Source organism: Paenibacillus sp. FSL E2-8871 (genome assembly GCF_038000345.1).
Lineage (GTDB): Bacteria > Bacillota > Bacilli > Paenibacillales > Paenibacillaceae > Paenibacillus_AQ.
On record NZ_JBBOBV010000001.1, the window covers coordinates 218,926 to 234,359 of the forward strand.

A 15,434-nucleotide genomic window follows, 5' to 3' on the forward strand; every position below is an offset into this window, starting at 1 on the left:
TCATTTTTATCAAGAGGAGTGGAAATATGGAACAATTCAGACTGCCAACCATCTCAATGCCGAAGCTTCCGCTTCCACAAGCAATTCAAGAAGTATTGAACGAAGCAGAGGAGAAGTTAGCTCATCGGCCTAAACTATTGCAGCTTTTCAAGAACTGCTTCCCGAATACACTAGAGACAACGACTAAGCTCATGGATGATGGAACAACATTCATCATTACTGGTGATATCCCTGCTTCCTGGTTGCGAGATTCTGTGGAGCAGGTTATGCACTATGTGCCATTTGCGAAGAATGATCCGGATCTTCAACGTATCATTAGCGGTTTAATTAAACGACATATTCAGTATATACATATTGATCCGTATGCCAATGCGTTTAACGAAACAGCGAATGACTGGCATTGGAGCACTAGCGATATTACGGAAATGTCCCCTTGGGTGTGGGAACGTAAATTCGAGATCGATTCTCTCTGTTTTTCTATGCGTCTGGCTTATGCCTATTGGAAAGAAACGGGGAAGACTGATATATTCGACGCCGGATTTAAGGCAGCAATGGTCAAAATATACAACTTATTTAGAACTGAGCAGCGCCATGCTGAATTATCTCCTTACAGCTTTACGCGTAATAACGGGATACCTGAAGATACGTTACGCAACAACGGCCTTGGTATGCCTGTTAATTACACGGGGATGGTCTGGTCCGGGTTCCGATCAAGCGATGATGCTTGCGACTTCCATTACAATATCCCGGGGAATATGTTCGCCGTTGTTGCATTACGTCATATGCAGGAATTCGCAGAATGGGTATTCCGTGATCTTGAATTTCTAAAAGAGCTTAAAGCATTAGAAGCGGACATTGATCATGGAATCAAGCTGTATGGTATTTATCGTCATCCGAAATTTGGTCCAATATACGCCTATGAGACCGACGGCTACGGCAACTACTGCTTGATGGATGATGCGGGAACACCGGGACTCATGTCGATTCCTTATCTCGGCTATGTTACAGCAGAGGATGAGACTTATCAGAATACACGCCGATTTGCGCTGAGCAAGGAGAACCCTTTTTACTTTGAAGGAACAGCAGCGAAAGGGATTGGCAGTCCACATACTCCGAAAGACTATATCTGGCATATGGCATTGTCTATGCAAGGTTTGACGGCTTCCACGAAGGAAGAGAAGCTAGAGATGCTTGCGATGTTAGAGGCAACGGATGCGGGGACTGGTTTTATGCATGAAGGATTTCATGTCGATGACCCGAATATATTCACTAGAAAATGGTTTGCCTGGTCCAATAGTCTGTTCTCCCAACTAGTCTACAAAACTATGAAGGAAGGACTACTATGAGCAGACCTGTAATCATATTCTATGATTCTGATTTCCCAATTTCCAATTCGATTCCTAGTGACGCGATTAAATCCATGCGTGAGTTCGGTATGATCGTGAATGCCAATCAGCTTGCAGCAACGCTTAAGGAAACCGAAGGTGGATGTTTCATTAATCTGCATGCACCCTATTTCCCAAAAGCGGCATGGATAGACATTCTAGCCTATTTGCAAAGAGGTGGCGGACTGATCAGTATCGGAGGTGCCCCCTTTAAACAACCCGTTCGTTGGAAAAATGAACAATGGCATGTGGAAGCGGAGCAGACCTCTTATCATCAAGAGCTGTCTATTCATGAGGTACTGCGTGTTGATTGTTCTCGCAACCAGTCCTTGCTTGCATCAGATATCATTCCTCTGCTTAAGGGGCAAGAAGCTCTTTTTATAGCGAGTGAAGAGACATGGAACCTTGTGCCACATACGACGAAGACGAGTGATTTACCCCATCAAATGGGGTCAGCAGGTCCGATGAGCACACGGATTTACCCGCTTCTGAAGGGAATTACGCATGAGGGGCGGGAAACTGCTGCTCCAGTAGTTCTTTGGGAGAATACGATTGGTTTATTTGCAGGCTCACGCTGGCTGTTCGTAAATACGGCTGCAACGGCTTCTTTATGGAAGGAAAAAGGGCTGTCCGCGATGTCTGAGTGGGTTCGTTTCTGTAGTAAGGGTGTAACGGAAATGTGGGTTAAGCCAAATTACGCGTCATATGAGTCAGGAGAACGGGCTTCTCTGACACTTCAGATTCAGCAGCTTGAGCGGGTAAAACCTTCTTTGCGAAATGAAGACAAATGGAAGTTTACAATGCATGTTGAGCATGAATCCGATCCCGCCTTCCGTTGGTCCCATAGTTTGGAGATGAAGGCTAATGCTGAGCTTAACATCGTTCGGGTGCCTATTCCTCTGGAAATTAGGAGTGGTCTGTTCCAAGTGGTCTGCGAAGCGGAAGCCAGTGATGGTGAGGTCCGCATTCTACGTCAAGGGTTCTGGGGGCATGCCCCTGAACTTCTGGTAGCAGGTGAACCGGTAACGAGTGGAAGAGATTATTTCATAAAAGATGGGCGTCCGCTACCTGTTGTGGGGATGACATATATGACGAGTGATGTGGCACGAAAATTTCTATTTCTGCCGAACGTTGGGGTATGGGATCGCGATATGGGTCAAATGCGGAAGGCAGGGATTAACTGGATCCGAACAGGAATCTGGACTGCTTATCGTAACGTGATGCAAGACGATGGTCATGTTTCAGAAGAGGTACTGCGAGCGATTGATGCCTTTATCATGACGGCGAAGAAGCATGATCTTCAGGTGACTTTCACGTTCTTCTCCTTCACACCGGAAACGTGGGGTGGGGTAAATCCTTATTTGGACCCACAAAGTGTTGAGGCTCAGAAGCGGTTCATTCGTTCTATTGTATCTCGTCATAAAGCGTCTTCGAATGTAGATTGGGATCTTATTAATGAACCGTCGATGTTTGATCCGGCACGGATTTTCTCGGATGGTCCGAGTTCATGTCATGATCGCTTCGAGCAACAAGCTTTCATAGAATGGCTTCGACATAGACATGGGGAAATCGAAGTACTACAGGAACGTTGGAATATGACACCCGCACAGCTTCCGGACTTTGCATCGGCAGGGCTGCCAGAAGCGAAAGAGATGAACTTCGATGTACAGGATATGCACATTGCTAAAAGAGGGACGCGTTGGCTTGATTATTGCTTGTTCTCCATGGATATGCATAACCGGTGGGTGAGGCAGTTATATGACACCATTAAGGAGCAATGTCCAGATCAGATGGTTACGGTTGGGCAGGATGAAGGGCTAGGGGCGCAGAGACCTTCACCGTTCTTCTACGAGGAGACGGTGGATTACACCACTGTTCATTCCTGGTGGTTTAATGATTATCTGGTGTGGGATGGCATCTTTGCCAAGACGCCTAATAAGCCAAACCTAATTCAAGAGACTGGCGTCATGTATGTAGAAACTCCTGATGGACGAGCCAAACGTTCGGAGCTAGAGCTGCGAAATCTACTCGAACGCAAATATGCCTATGCGTTTGGAACTGCTGGTGCGGGGGCCATACACTGGATTTGGAATACGAACTTCTATATGGATAATGCGAATGAGTCCCATATCGGAGCATTGAGAGCAGATGGAACCGAAAAGCCAGAGGCGGATGTCTCTTATGACTTTGGGAAATTTATAGAAGGCATTCGTGACGTATTTGGAGATCGAAATCTGGAAGAGATCGCTGTGGTGTTTCCGTATTCGAATGATTTCTCTAACCGGAAGCTGGCTTTCGCTGCTACAACAGAGCTTACCCGTATTCTTTCATATGATCTAAAGATGCCTTTTAGAGGGGCTTCGGAATACCACCTAGATGATTTGGAGAACCATCCTGTGAAGCTTATTATACTGCCAAGCGCGCATAACTTCGATGATGCAGCGATGGAAAGGTTGTTACACATCGTTGAAGAGACAGGTGCGGTATTGCTTGCTACAGGCCCGCTCGACATTGATGCTTACTGGCGTTCTTCAGAGCGCTTAAGTGATATTCTTGGCAAGCGTGAATTGCGTAATGTGCGCCGTGAAGAAGTGCTTAGTCTTCAAGGCCAAGAACTCCCCGTCTCCTTCGGTCACCGAAGGATTGCTGAGGTATCGAAGGAAACGATGATTCACGAATCCGGCGAAAGCGGAAGCTCTACTATAGACTCAGTCATAAACATCCCGCTTGGCAAGGGTCGACTCCTATGGAGTCCACTGCCCGTTGAATTGAGCGACCGAAGTGATACTACATCTGCACTGTATCGCTACGCGCTCCATGCTGCTCATGTGGAGTGTGACTTGGAGTGGATTAGCGGAGGGGACTTAGTAGGTATCTACGGACGGAAATTGAGCTTTGCTACGGGAGCTCTCTTCACCTTCGTATCGGAATATGCTCAGGATGCGAAGATCGAGGTGAAGGATTCAGCCACTGGACGAACCTACGCGTTCTTGTTGGAACAGGAACGTTCAGTCCTGTTTGCTACGGACTATAAAGGTGATCTTCTTGGTGTGTATCGCCAGCAGGAAGTTGAAATTCATATAACTTATCCACATCTACTACATTAAGCATCTTAGTAGAGAGTACGTATTGCATATAAGGAGGTCTTCACATTGGATCGTTCAGATAAATCTATTAAACCTCAGACTGCCCATATTATTTCTCATACTCACTGGGACCGGGAATGGTATCTTCCATATGAAAAGCATCACGTACGCCTGATTAAACTGGTCGATGAATTGCTGGATCGATTGGATGAGGATGGTGAATTTAAGAGTTTTTATCTTGACGGACAAACAATCATTCTGGAAGATTATCTTCAAGTTCGGCCCGAGAATCAAGATCGTCTACAAAAACATATTACGGAAGGTCGTCTACTGATTGGACCTTGGTATATTCTGCAAGATGCTTTCCTTACCAGCGGAGAGGCAAATGTACGTAATATGCAGATTGGTCATCAGGATTCGAAGCGTTACGGCGAACCTTCTAAGATTGGTTATTTTCCGGACACCTTTGGTCTAGTGGGTCAGACTCCACAATTAATGAAGCAATCAGGCATCAATAATGCCTTTTTTGGAAGAGGTGTAAAGCCGACTGGATTCAACAATACAGTATCGGACGGTGGATATGAATCTTCGTTCTCCGAGCTGATATGGGAAGGTCCGGATGGATCGAAAGTGCTTGGAATTCTATTTGCGAATTGGTATTCGAACGGAAACGAAGTGCCAGTGAATGAAGCAGAGGCAAAAGAGTTCTGGGAGAAGAAGTTAGCAGATGCTCGGAAATTTGCCTCTACAGGCGAGTTATTATTCATGAACGGCTGCGATCATCAACCGGCTCAACTGGATTTGCCGGAGGCTATTGAAACTGCGAAGCGGCTATATCCAGATATGGAGTTTATCCATTCCAACTTCCCTGATTACCTTAGGGCTGTAGAGGATGTAATGGATCACAACAATTTGTCGACCGTAAAGGGCGAACTGCGGAGCCAGCACACTGACGGATGGGGGACGTTAGTGAATACCGCATCTGCTCGTGTCTATTTGAAACAGATGAATCAGGAAGGGCAAGTCTTGCTTGAAAAGGTAGCGGAGCCACTCGCTTCATTCGCACATGTATTGGGCAAAGATTACCCTCATCATCTGTTCACCTATGCCTGGAAGACGCTAATGCAGAATCACCCTCACGACAGCATTTGTGGCTGCAGCGTGGATGAGGTACATCGCGAAATGGTAACCCGGTTTGATAAAAGCCGTCATGTAGCAGAGACCATTGTTGATGATAGTAAGCGCATGATCGCTGAAGCTGTGGATACGTCCGGTTTTGCAGCATATGGTGAAGAAGTGCTTCCGTTAGTAGTCATGAATATGACAGGGTGGAGACGCACGGGTACAGTGAGCATAGAAATTGATGCGGCACGTCTATATTTGCGAGAGGGTTTCTCTCTAGAAGAAACGGCCAGCCGTATGAAAGATATTGACTTAAACGGTCGTGAATTAGTAGACGATCAAGGGAATGCCATTACATGCCAGATGGAGGATTTGGGTCTTCAGTTTGGTTATGATTTGCCTGACGATAAATTCCGCCAGCCCTATATGTGCCGCCGAGTAAGACTTACCTTTGAAGCTGGGCAAGTTCCGGCGCTGGGTCTTCGTGCATATGCGTGGGTTCGTCGTGCTAACGCTGGGTTGCCTATAGCTCCTGAATCTTTGCTTCAAGGGGATCGGGTGTTGGAGAATGAGGCCATCAAAGTAGTGATCCATGATAATGGTTCATTTGCGCTAAGTGACAAAGCTAGTGGCATGACCTACCGGGATCTTGGTGTGTATGAGAACACAGGTGATATCGGAAATGAATACATGTATAAACAGCCAGAGGGTGAACAAGCTTTAACGACCAAGGGACTACAGGCGAATATTTGCGTTCTGGAAAATACACCTTATCGAGCATCTGTGGAAATTAAGCATGACTGGGAGATTCCAGCCTCAGCAGATGAGAAGCTGGACGAGGAACAGCGTGCTCTTGTGTACTACCCAGAGCGGAAAGCGCAGCGCAGTAGTGACACAGTCATTCTTAAACTTCGTACCGTAATTAGCTTGGAGCGGGGCGGGAAGGGGCTGCATATCGAAACGACGATAGACAATAAGGCTAAAGATCACCGGATTCGTGCGCTATTTCCGACAGATTTGAACACCGCCACACATCATGTGGATTCGATGTTTGAGGTTGCGGAGCGGAATATTGAGCCAGCTACAGAATGGATGAATCCGAGTAACACGCAGCATCAGCAGGCCTTTGTTGATATCAGTAATGAAACAGCCGGTCTAACCGTCGCTAACTTTGGATTAAATGAATATGAAGTGTTAAGAGACGGTCGTAACACCATTGCGATTACATTACTCCGTAGCGTGGGTGAATTGGGAGACTGGGGTTTGTTCCCAACTCCAGAAGCGCAATGTCTCGGAGAGCATGTTGTACGTATGGAGCTCATCCCACACACAGGAGATGGTATAACCTCAGGTGCTTTTGCTGAAGCTTATCAATTCCAGATTCCTTGGGTCGTATGTCAGACTGATGTACATGAAGGAGCGATTGCTCCGGTGTATACTCCATTCGAATGGGAGAGTCAGGAGCTCGCATTTTCTTCTCTAAAAATGAACGAGCAGACTGGAGACCTACTGCTTCGCTGGTACAATATGAGTCAGCAGAGTACCGACCTGACCATCCGTTCAACGATACCGCAGCAGTATTTCTATAAGACGTCGATCCTGGAAGAGGAGAGCCACCCACTCTCTAGCGAAGAGAAAGGTAGTTCGGCCTTACAGATCGGTCCATGCGAAATTGTAACGATTGGTATTCGGAGATAGAATTAACTTATTTTTTTCATATAATTTAACAAAAGGACGATAACCAAAAGTCATACGACTCTTTGGTTATCGTCCTTTTAAGTTTATAACTATGAGCTTTAAGAAGAAGACTTACTACGTGTTGGGGAACTGAGATGATCAATCTGCTCGTCTAGAACGGTGCTGGCTTTGCCTAAAAATTGTGAAATGAGGGCAAGTTCTTCATCCGTATAGGAAGCAGCCAATTTAACCATAGCGGTATGAAGTGGCATGTACGTGTCAATGACATCTTCTTTATTTTCATACAACGGGACAATAATTACTTTACGGCGATCATTAGGGTCATTTTGTCTGCGAACGTATCCGTTTTTTTCGAGACGATCTATTAATGCAGTAACGCTACCTGTGGCAAGTCCAGTTAGTTTGGACAGCTCTCCAGCGGTAATGGGGCCTTTTTCACGCAGGATATCCACAGACAAAAAATCATTATTGTATAACCCAAGAGAGGCGGCTACGTTTTGCTGGTATACCACCGTTCGGGTTCCCAGACCACGCATGAGTAAGGTAAATTGTTCTTGCTCTGGTGTAGGTTGTGCTTGTTCATGGCTTGACAAAGGATAACGCCCCTTTTAAAATCTTTATATCTCGTTAATCAAGATATTTGATTATGAAGTTATTTTAAAATGTGTTATTTTACAAATACATTCTATCGAATTAAGCATACTTTTGCAAAAAAAGTAGTATGACAGCATTCGTAAATGGTTATGGATAAGAGATATATCTATGTGTGATTGCTTTAATTGAGAGGGGAATCATGGTGAAAGAAGCTATTGTTATTAAAGGTGCACGAGAGAACAATCTGAAGAATGTCTCGCTCACGATTCCTAAGTATAAGCTTGTTGTTCTGACGGGACCTTCGGGATCAGGAAAATCGACGTTAGCTATGGATACACTTCAGCGGGAATGCCAAAGACAGTATTTAGATTCCATGGGCATGACTTCAGATACGATCAGTAAACCAAAGGTCGAGTCCATTGTTGGACTGTCTCCATCCATTAGCGTAGGACAGCATGTTACGAATCGTAATCCACGCTCGACAGTAGGGACTGTAACTGACATCTATACCTTTGTCAGGTTTATTTTTTCTAGATTAGGGGAGCGGATTTGCCCTTCTTGCAATGGTAGCATACCACCTTCTTTTGAAGCGAGGGGGCTACTAATAGAAGAAGACGAGGAAATGGAAGGTCAGTCGATGGGCTGTCCGCATTGCGGAGCTGAGCTTGAGAAACTTGGCATGTCACATTTTTCCTTCAATAAGCCGGAAGGGGCTTGTGAAGCTTGTGGTGGACTTGGGTCTGTGGCGACTATAAATGAAGCAGCGGTATTTAATCCAGAGCTTAGCATGAAAGAGGGTGGAGTAGCTTCTCTGAATGGCGTTCATCGGGATATACAGATGCGGATATTAGTAGCAGCGGGAAAACATTTCGGATTTGTGTTTGACCCGGATCAACCGTTGAAGGATTACGGTGAGATTCAGCGTGATTTGCTGTACTACGGTGTGGAGAGTGAAGCTTTTAAACGCCATTTCCCTAATATTAAGCCAATCCAAGGGACGAAGTTTGAAGGTGTTATACCCGGTTTGTGGCGGCGGTATAAGGAGAAGGAAGGAGAGGCTGGTGCGCAGGAGAAAGATGGCGGATTTTTTCATGAGCAGCAATGCCCGGAATGCCTAGGAGCTCGCCTGAAAAAAGAAGTTCGTCTAGTTCGAGTAGCTGACGCATCGATCATAGATGTATCCGACTGGTCGCTTAGTGAGGTATATGAGTGGACGAAAGGACTGGAGGCGGCACTGCCTGCCGAAGGTCTACATCTACTTGAACCGATCCTTCATGATATGCCTACTAGACTAAAGCGGATTATCGATGTTGGCCTAGGTTATCTTTCCATGAACCGGCAGACAGTCTCTTTATCTGGCGGGGAAGCACAGCGCCTGCGTCTAGCATCACTGCTGGGTTCAGGGTTGACCGGTGTTTTATACATTCTGGATGAACCGACGACGGGACTTCATCCTCGAGATACAGTTGGCCTTATTCGTGTGCTTCAGGAGCTGCGTGATCTTGGGAATACCGTGCTCGTTATTGAACATGATATTGAGATGATGCGTGCTGCGGATCATATTATTGATATGGGTCCAGGTGCTGGATTGCATGGTGGAATCGTTGTTGGTGAAGGTAGTTTAGAAGATTTGATGGCAAGCGAGCTTTCGGTTACAGGAGCTTATCTCAGAGAAGAGCGTCTCGAAGTTCCCACACGTATTCGCCGAAAAGGGAACGGAAAGCAGATCACTATCCGGCAGGCACAGTACCAAAATATTGATATTCAAGAAGTCTCCATTCCACTTGGTTGTCTTGTATCTGTAACAGGGGTTTCGGGTTCGGGTAAGTCCACGCTTATATTTGATATCCTTGCGCAAGGAAGCTCTAATGGTCATGAACAAACAGGCTGTAAGGAGATTACGGGTCTAGGTGAAGTCGGGAGCATTGTTATCTTTGACCAATCACCCATGGGTAGAATGCAGCGTTCTAATGTAGCGACCTATACCGATGTATTTACACATCTGCGTCAGTTATTTGCGGCTTTGCCAGAGGCGAAGAAAAGAAAACTGACCTCCAAGCATTTCTCCTTTAACACAACGGGGGGACGGTGCGAAACCTGTCAGGGACTTGGTGTATTGTCCGTAGACATGAACTTTCTGCCTGATCTAGAAATAAAGTGTCACGCCTGCAAAGGAAGACGGTTTACGGATGAGGTCTTACAGGTGAAGTATGATGGCTTCTCTATCTCAGATCTGTTGGACATGTCTATACAGGAAAGCTTGCCGATTCTTAAGTCGGAGGCCAAAATGGCCGGTATTATTGAGACGTTATGTGAGGTGGGTCTTGGATACCTTAAATGGGGACAATCTGTCAAAACCTTATCAGGCGGCGAGGGACAACGGATCAGGCTGGCCAAAGAGCTGAGCAAGCCATCTAAAAATCATACGCTCTATTTGCTCGATGAACCAACGACAGGTCTACATCCTTCAGACATCAAGCAACTTCATACCTTATTGAGCAAATTGATAGATACGGGAAATACGGTTGTTGTTGTGGAGCACAGCTTAGAACTGATTCGGGAGTCTGACTGGGTGATCGACATTGGCCCTGAAGGGGGCACAGTTGGAGGTAAGCTTGTAGCTGAAGGCACACCGGAGCAGGTCGCTGAAGTACAGGAATCTTATACAGGGATGTTTTTGAAACGGATTCTGGCTGAGGGGCTTTAATCCATTTTAAATCAGATATCCATTTGGAAAAAAGAGAGTGCCCGAAGCCACACAATCCATGGCTTCGGGGCACTTCTTTGTATGTTCCGGCGCGTTCACCAAGCCTAGCATTGAGCGCCAGAAGACGAAGCATCTAAACCTCCAAGAAATATGAATTGAAATTATTGCTGTCGTCATAGTAACATTAGGTTAAGCGCTTAACTTATGTGAAGGGAGGATGCAAAGACTCCAATCCACTTAATATTTATAATGAGGGTAATGCCATGAAAACGACCACGATATATGATGTTGCCAGGGAAGCGGGCGTATCAATTGCTACCGTCTCCAATGCGATTAACGGTAAAGGAAAAGTAAGCAACAAGAAGCGAGATGAAATCCTTGAGGTGATGAAGCGGCTGCAATATCAGCCCAGTGTCATTGCTTCGGCACTAATGGGGAAGAAGACCTATACCATTGGTCTTCTTATTCCAGATGTCTCGAATCCCTTTTTTTCCGAGATAGCTAGAACCGTAGAGGATCTGGCACACTCCGAGGGGTATAGTGTTATTGTGTGCAGCACAGATAACAAAGATGAACGCGTAGAGAAATACATTCGGCTGTTGGAGCAAAAAAATGTTGACGGTATTCTGATCGGAACAGGTGTGGGAAATGTGGATATCTTGGCGCTCCATATAGAGAAATCCTTTCCCATAGTTATGATCGCTCGGGAGACAGTAGGCATAGCTGTTCACCGTGTATTGAACGATGACTTCAAAGGAGGCACTATTGCCGCAGAACATTTGCTTGAAAAAGGTCATCGCAAGATGGCAGTTTTGTCCGAGGATTTCAATGTAAGCAGCAGCTTTGAGCGGGTCAGGGGTTTCCGCTTTGGATTATTTGAGGCTGGTATTTCACTGGACCCGAAGAATATCTTCGCGTGTGAGTCGAATATCAAAGACGGCAAACGGGTAGCATCCGAGATTCTCCACGGCGCGGAGCGTCCGACAGCATTATTCTGTTGCAACGACTTGCTTGCCATCGGCGCACTCCAGGCTGCGAAGGAAGAGGGAATATTTGTACCGGAACAGCTCTCTATCATTGGTTTTGACGATACCATTCTGTCAACCGTGACGAATCCAACGTTAACAACTATTGCTCAACCGATGAATCGGATGGTGAAGATGGCATTTGATTTGCTGATCGGCAGTCTGGATCATACAGATGATATCAAGCAAAGAATTGTATTGCAGCCTGAACTGGTGATCCGAGAATCCACAGGCAACTCACCCATTAAATAAAGAGGACGGTTATTGAGAACATGGACGAGAAAAGGTTAATTATCTTTTTTGACAGCGGAGATACCATTGTTGATGAATCGACTGAAATTAGGGATGAAGAAGGAATCGTACGGAGTGCGGATCTGATTCCGGGAGCAGATATCACGATTCAGACCCTGCATGAGAGAGGATACACGCTTGCTCTGGTTGCAGACGGTGATGCGCAATCCTTCAAAAATGTATTTAAGCAGCATGGACTAAACGATTATTTCAGCGCCATGATTATTTCCGAGAATATCAAAGCAGTCAAGCCAAGCCCGCGCATGTTCAAGGCAGCTATTGGTGCGCTTGATTTGTCTGAAGCGGATTTCTCCCGTACCGTTATGATTGGCAACAATCTTAGCCGTGACATGAAAGGGGCCAATGCGCTAGGCATTACCAACATTTTTCAGAGCTGGACGCCCCGTTATTCCCATGAGCCGGCAGATGAGTCTGAGCGTCCGACGTATACAGTTAGTGAGCCGCTACAATTGCTAGAGTTGATTGAGAGGCTGAACGCTGAGCTCAAGTAAGCTGGAGGTCGTTCATTATGCTATTTTTCCATATTTAAATACAAAAAGAGAAACCCAAGGTCATGAGAATGACTGGGTTTCTCATCTTTTTAATCAATCTGCAAGAGTTACAAAGCAATCTTATGATCTAGCAGCTTAACAATCTAGAAGCCGTCCATGATCATGCCATTGACCGTACATTTTATTTTCTTTAGTGTTTGTTATAAATTTATCTAATTTACGCTTAAATAATTCTGGTTGATGTGTATTGCTTTGTATCGCGTCGATCCTGACTCTTTTATAAAGAGCGGGAAAGGTTAAGAAGTTCTCATATACCTGCTGCTCCTCTTTTAACCTTTGTTCTATAACCCTATCGACTTTAAAAGAAGCGAGATTCATATCGGGAAGTACCTTTCTTCCTTCGTCACTCATTAACCCCAGTTTATCGAGGCGGCGGACACGTTCTTTATTTAATTCTGTCCAAGAGCTTCGTTTGCTTCTGGGAGACAGTCGCTGCGCCAGCTCCGTTTCAGAAACTTTCTTTTTCACTCCATCGATCCATCCAAAGCACAAACATTCCTCAACCACATCCAAATATAGCAATGTTTCTGGGTTTGGCGTCATACTTACGAGTACCCAACAAGATTTTTCAGTCTTACAATTTTCCTGAAGCCAAGCTCTTAAATGTTCTCTCGATTTCACTGTAATTAGATTTTCAATCTGCATAAATTAAATAGCTTCCGCAGGCATCTGATACCAAAAAAGGGAATAGTCATTCATGGTGGAAGTGTGTCCTAACTGACGTAACATAGTAGATATATTACCTCTATGATAAGTCCCGTGATTGGCGGCATGCAGCACAATTTCTGATAGACGTGTTTGCCGGATTCCAGCGAATGGGTTATCAAGTAGAATAGTCTGCTCCAAATCGGTTTGGTTTTGTAACCATTCTTTGTATTGTTCAGATAGTTGGGCAAAAAGATTAGCGTATTCATCAACCGAATTTAGAATGCTCATATTTAGCGGGATACTTTTTTGAAAAGCCTCAGGCATACCAGTGCCTGTTAAAACCAGATACCACATCGTATCCACCGCATAGATATGGCTAAGGGCATGAGCGATGGTGGGAAAAGAGCTATCCACTTCTTGATTTAGCACAGAGGGAGAGAGTTCCTTGATTCTTCCCAAGATCGTTTGGTTCGCCCAAATGTGGTAATTAAACATTTCTACTGGATGATTGGTCATTGTATGATCTCCTTTTGAGTTGTGATAGATTATTTTGTAGCTGTTGTTAATATAAAAGAAGAAGTATGACAGCAGACTGTCATACTTCTTCATAAAGATTTAGGGTGTTTTGCAGCTGCTTTTTTAAGATACCTCGCAGTGCAAGAGGCTCGAGGACTTCAGCGCCGCTGCCGAAACTTAGCAGAATTGACCATAGCCAGCGGGCTTCCAATGGTTTATACACAGGAATTCGCATCGTCATGCTCTCATCGGTATGAAATTCCTTATCCACCTGGTGAAATTGATCCAGCGCTTCTGCCAAAGCCTCAGGTCCCACCCGGATTACGACTTCCTCAACCTGATCGGCCCTGTTTGAACAACCGGCCTCTATGGGTACCTCATGTTGGGAATGAAAGGTATTCTGTGTCAGAAGCAAATTCATCATCCGGGATAGCCGGAACTCTCGATAATCCTGTCGTTCCTGGCAATAACCATAGATGTACCAGTTGCTATATTTAAAATGAAGCTTTACTGGTTCCATATTACGGGTTGTGCGTTCGTTTTTTACATTGATGTAATCAAAACGGACGATATTTCGTTCCGTAATAGCCGTACGTAAAAGAGAAAGTGCATCGGGATCCATACGACGAGTTTCAAAATCCACCGCTAGACTAGAAGTCTGTTGTTCTGTTCCAATCGTTTGCAGCCGTTCAATGGTTCCTTGCGCTTGCTCGTCTTCAAACACGGAAGAGAGACTGTTCAGCACGGTAATCAAAGAAGTGACATCATACGAACGGAGCAGGCTTTTATCCATTTTATATCCGTCCATGATGCCATATCCGCCTTTAGTTCCCTGATACGATACGACCGGGATGCCTGCGGCACAAATGACATCGATATCCCTATAGATAGTTCTCTGGGAAACCTGAAACTCTTCAGCCAGCTTGGAGGCAGATAAAACTTCGTGGTTCAACAGCTTGTAGATCATAGAAATCAAACGTTCCAATTTCATTTGTGTATTCCCACCCATTAGTCCATATCGTGTTACTGCATGATTATAGCATAGATTTTTCATGCTGATTTGGCGCTTACAGAGAAATGGATTGACAAAATATGGTTGGTGGGTTAACTTGTGAATATAAAATAAAATTATTCATAAAACCATAAAAGCGAGTTGAGATGTATGCCTAAGAAATTCACAGAACAAGAAAGAGAATGGATTAAACATAAATTGTTGACAGAAGGTCGCCGCTGTTTTGAAGTACATGGCATTAAAAAAACTAGTGTTGAAGAATTAACAAAAGCTGCCGGGATTGCGCAAGGTTCGTTTTACATGTTCTTTGGATCGAAAGAGGAATTGTTCTATCACATATTGCTTGAAGAGGAACAACGAATTCGTAGTACAATGTTCGATTCATTTAGCGTAGGCGTGCCTGTAAATAAGGAAGAAATCAGATTATTTTTACTGAAATCTTTCCGCATGATGGAAGAGAGTCCGATCGTCCGCCAGATGTTCGTAAGAAGCGAAATGGAGCAGCTATTAAGAAAGTTACCTAATGAGTTGTTGGAACAAAATTTTACAGAGGATAAAGACTTTTTTATTCCTTTCATTCAATCATGGCAAGCCGAAGGTATCATGGTTGGGATTGACCCGGGATTAATCGTAAGCATGATTCGCTCTGTAGTCCTCCTGTCTTTGCATAAGGAAGAGATCGGTGATGAACGCTATCAGGCAACTATAGAGCTTTTGATTGGGGTTCTGGCTGAGGGGATGACTTCTTTGAAAGATAATATGACTGGGGGAGTATGAA

Annotated in this window: 11 protein-coding genes; 7 read left to right on the plus strand and 4 right to left on the minus strand. The window is 44.9% G+C overall.

Features of this window, described 5'->3' with window-relative positions; genetic code table 11:
- Positions 1–26: 26 nt before the first annotated feature.
- From NYE25_RS00975 to NYE25_RS00985, 3 genes are read left to right on the plus strand one after another with little or no spacing between them, the layout of a single operon-like run.
- Entirely contained in the window at positions 27–1,346 is a 1,320-nt protein-coding gene (locus tag NYE25_RS00975; protein ID WP_341144877.1) for a glycoside hydrolase family 125 protein, read from the plus strand.
- A complete protein-coding gene (locus NYE25_RS00980) occupies positions 1,343–4,492 on the plus strand; it encodes a beta-galactosidase (RefSeq protein ID WP_341144878.1) in 3,150 nt (1,049 codons plus the stop codon). Before NYE25_RS00975 ends, NYE25_RS00980 begins: the two co-directional genes overlap by 4 nt.
- A 45-nt stretch (positions 4,493–4,537) precedes the next feature.
- On the plus strand, positions 4,538–7,291 hold the full coding sequence (locus tag NYE25_RS00985; protein ID WP_341053848.1) for an alpha-mannosidase: 2,754 nt from the start codon (positions 4,538–4,540) through the stop codon (positions 7,289–7,291).
- Between the two features lie 98 nt (positions 7,292–7,389).
- On the opposite strand, the gene NYE25_RS00990 is transcribed toward NYE25_RS00985, so the two are convergent.
- Positions 7,390–7,827: a MarR family transcriptional regulator gene (locus NYE25_RS00990; protein WP_231573481.1), complete on the minus strand. Its 438-nt coding sequence runs from the start codon at positions 7,825–7,827 to the stop codon at positions 7,390–7,392.
- Positions 7,828–8,087: 260 nt separating this feature from the next.
- On the opposite strand from NYE25_RS00990, the gene uvrA reads away from it, so the two are divergent.
- The 3 genes from uvrA (at position 8,088) to NYE25_RS01005 (ending at position 12,420) form a co-directional block, all read left to right on the plus strand.
- On the plus strand, positions 8,088–10,592 hold the full coding sequence (gene uvrA, locus NYE25_RS00995) for an excinuclease ABC subunit UvrA (RefSeq protein WP_341147661.1): 2,505 nt from the start codon (positions 8,088–8,090) through the stop codon (positions 10,590–10,592).
- 263 nt (positions 10,593–10,855) lie between these two features.
- Positions 10,856–11,869, plus strand: coding sequence for a LacI family DNA-binding transcriptional regulator (locus NYE25_RS01000; RefSeq protein ID WP_341144879.1), 1,014 nt, complete (start codon positions 10,856–10,858; stop codon positions 11,867–11,869).
- A 20-nt stretch (positions 11,870–11,889) separates the two neighbouring features.
- Positions 11,890–12,420, plus strand: a complete 531-nt coding sequence (locus tag NYE25_RS01005) for an HAD family hydrolase (RefSeq protein WP_341144880.1) — start codon at positions 11,890–11,892, stop codon at positions 12,418–12,420.
- A gap of 135 nt (positions 12,421–12,555) precedes the next feature.
- Here NYE25_RS01005 and NYE25_RS01010 read toward each other — a convergent pair whose 3' ends face one another.
- From NYE25_RS01010 to NYE25_RS01020, 3 genes are all read right to left on the minus strand, one after another.
- On the minus strand, positions 12,556–13,125 hold the full coding sequence (locus NYE25_RS01010) for a YdeI/OmpD-associated family protein (protein WP_341144881.1): 570 nt from the start codon (positions 13,123–13,125) through the stop codon (positions 12,556–12,558).
- A gap of 3 nt (positions 13,126–13,128) precedes the next feature.
- Positions 13,129–13,644, minus strand: a complete 516-nt coding sequence (locus NYE25_RS01015; RefSeq protein WP_341144882.1) for a DinB family protein — start codon at positions 13,642–13,644, stop codon at positions 13,129–13,131.
- A gap of 79 nt (positions 13,645–13,723) precedes the next feature.
- Positions 13,724–14,635, minus strand: a complete 912-nt coding sequence (locus tag NYE25_RS01020; protein ID WP_339270400.1) for a helix-turn-helix transcriptional regulator — start codon at positions 14,633–14,635, stop codon at positions 13,724–13,726.
- Between the two features lie 171 nt (positions 14,636–14,806).
- On the opposite strand from NYE25_RS01020, the gene NYE25_RS01025 reads away from it, so the two are divergent.
- Complete coding sequence (locus tag NYE25_RS01025; protein WP_341144883.1) at positions 14,807–15,433, plus strand: TetR/AcrR family transcriptional regulator; 627 nt, start codon at positions 14,807–14,809, stop codon at positions 15,431–15,433.
- The last annotated feature ends 1 nt before the right edge of the window (position 15,434 follow it).